The sequence below is a fragment of the Streptomyces sp. SID486 genome, assembly GCF_009865385.1.
Lineage (GTDB): Bacteria > Actinomycetota > Actinomycetes > Streptomycetales > Streptomycetaceae > Streptomyces.
In genome coordinates this window covers 1-2,270 of record NZ_WWJT01000065.1, presented here as the reverse complement: position 1 = coordinate 2,270, position 2,270 = coordinate 1, and the positions used below count along the sequence as shown (strand labels likewise).

General features: G+C 73.2%; 1 protein-coding gene. It reads left to right on the top strand.

The annotated features are described in order from the left end of the window. Positions 1 to 2,270, top strand: a 2,270-nt coding sequence (locus GT045_RS03220) for a phosphopantetheine-binding protein (protein ID WP_161333232.1), incomplete at both ends; no start/stop codon positions are given.

The following is a 2,270-nucleotide window of genomic DNA, read 5'->3' as shown; positions in this document are numbered from 1 at the left end:
CGCCCGGGGTGGTGGGCGAGCTGTACATAGGCGGAGCGGGGGTGGCCCGCGGGTATCTGGGCCGGCCGGGACTGACCGCCGAGCGGTTCGTCGCCGACCCCTACGCCCCCGGGCCCGGGGCCCGTATGTACCGCACCGGCGACCTCGTCCGCTGGAACGCAGACGGCGAGCTGGAATTCGTCGGCCGCGCCGACCACCAGGTCAAGATCCGCGGGTTCCGCATCGAACCCGGCGAGATCGAACAGGTCCTCACCGACCACCCGGACATCGCGCAGGCCGCCGTCGTCGCCCGCGAGGACCAGCCCGGCACGACACGTCTGGTCGCCTACGTCGTGGCCGACACCTCGGCGCAGGCACGGGACGAGGCCGCCGAGCAGGACCAGCTGAGCGAGTGGCGGGACCTGTACGACTCCGTGTACACCACCGCGCCGCGCACGGCGTTCGGGGAGAACTTCGCCAGCTGGCACAGCAGTTACGACGGCGAGCCGATCCCGCTGCCGCAGATGCGGGAGTGGCGTGACACCACCGTGGACCGCATCAGGGCCCTGCGTCCGCGCCGCGTCCTGGAGATCGGCGTGGGCACCGGTCTCCTCCTCGCCGGGCTCGCCCCCGAGTGCGAGGAGTACTGGGGCACCGACTTCTCCCCGAGCGTCATCGAGGAGCTGCGGCGCCACGTCGACGCGGATCCCGTCCTCGCGTCCCGGGTCCGGTTGCAGACCCGGCCCGCCCATGACTTCGCCGGTCTGCCGGTGGGGCACTTCGACACCGTCGTCGTCAACTCGGTGGTGCAGTACTTCCCCAGCGCCGGTTATCTGGAGCAGGTCGTCGACCATGCCGTGCGCGTGCTGGCGCCGGGCGGGGCGCTGTTCGTCGGGGACGTCCGCAACCCCCGGCTGCTGCGCACCTTCACCAGCGCCGTCCAGAGCGCACGGGCCGAGGACCCCACCGACACCGCGGCCGTCCGCCGCGCCGTCGAACAGAGCCTCGTCCTGGAGAAGGAACTCCTCGTCGACCCCGAGTACTTCACCGCCCTCACCCACCACATCCCCGACCTCGCCGGCACCGACATCCAGCTCAAACGCGGCACCGCACAGAACGAACTCACCCGCTACCGCTACGACGCCACCCTCTACAAGACCGGCATCACCCCCCACCCCCTCACCGACGCCCCCACCCGGCCCTGGGCCCGGGACCTGGACGCCGTCGCCGGTCTCGCCGACCTCAGGGAGTGGCTGAGGCGGGAGCGTCCGGCGGCGCTGCGGGTCACCGGTATCCCCAACCCCCGTCTGGCCGGCGAACTGGCCCTGCGCCAGGCGCTGGACGAGGGTGCGCCGCCGCCCGCCGTCACCGGTGCCCTGCCCGGCCTCGAGGTCTTCCACGAGCTGGGTGAGGAGCACGGCTACTGGACCGGCGTCACCTGGAACACCCAGGACGCCGACACCGTCGACGTCGTCCTCGCCGAGCGGAGCCGGATGGCCGGCGGTGTCCCCCTCGGCACCTACGCCCCCCTGCACTCCGGTGCCGGGACGTCCCTGGCCCGGTGGACGACGAATCCCGCCGCACGCCGCGGGACCGGTGCCCTCGTCACCGCACTGCGCGAGCACGCCCGTCACCATCTGCCGGAGTACATGGTCCCCTCGGCCGTCGTGCCGCTCGACCGTCTGCCGCTGACGGCCAACGGAAAGCTGGACCGGGCCGCCCTGCCGGCACCGGAGTTCGGTGCGGCCGGGGCCGGCCGGGAGGCGCGCACGCCCCAGGAGCAGATCGTCTGCGACCTGTTCGCGCAGGTCCTCGGGCTGCCCCGGGCAGGCGTCGACGACGACTTCTTCGAGCTGGGCGGGCACTCCCTGCTGGCCACCCGGCTGACCGCCCGGATCCGGGCGACCTTCGGGGTCGAACTGGAGCTGCGTGCACTCTTCGAAGGTCCCACGCCCGCCGCGGTGGCGGCCCTGCTCGACACGGCCGGCCCCGGCCGCCTGGCGCTCACCGTGGGGCAGCGGCCGGAGGTCATGCCGTTGTCCTTCGCCCAGCGGCGGCTGTGGTTCATCCACAAGATGGAGGGGCCGAGCCCCACCTACAACATCCCGCTGGCGCTGCGGCTGACGGGTGAGCTCGACCGCGACGCGCTCCGGTCCGCCCTCGGGGACGTCGTCGCACGGCACGAGAGTCTGCGGACGGTGTTCCCGGAGGCCGAGGGCGTGCCGTGCCAGCAGGTGCTGGCCCCGGAGGCCGCCGTACCGCGGCTGACCGTCACCCCGACGACCGAGGAC